At 67.0% G+C, this 224-nt stretch carries 1 protein-coding gene; it reads right to left on the bottom strand.

The annotated features are described in order from the left end of the window. Positions 1-224, bottom strand: a 224-nt coding sequence (locus E5W70_RS32965) for a hypothetical protein (RefSeq protein WP_292665545.1), incomplete at both ends; no start/stop codon positions are given.

Here is a 224-nt window from a genome sequence, read left to right as displayed (position 1 = left end):
AGGGCGGCAGAGGCCGGAACAGGGTTTCAGGCAATGGCGCAAAGCGTTCCGCCTGTCGTGCCTCATCCACTGCCGCCAGTGGCATGGGCGGCAGCTTCGTCACCTGGAAACGATGCACGGTCTCGCCAGTGGCGGGATGCCGGCGTTCTTCGCTCTCCGCGGCACCGACCAGTGCGCGGCTGACGATCGAATGCCAGGTGCCGGTATTCGGCGCCCGCTTGCCA

Origin of the sequence: Mesorhizobium sp. (genome assembly GCF_005063415.1) — a bacterium.
Taxonomy (GTDB): Bacteria; Pseudomonadota; Alphaproteobacteria; order Rhizobiales; family Rhizobiaceae; genus Mesorhizobium.
Note: the sequence above shows the minus strand (reverse complement) of the source record. Positions and strands in the feature narration are given on the sequence as shown.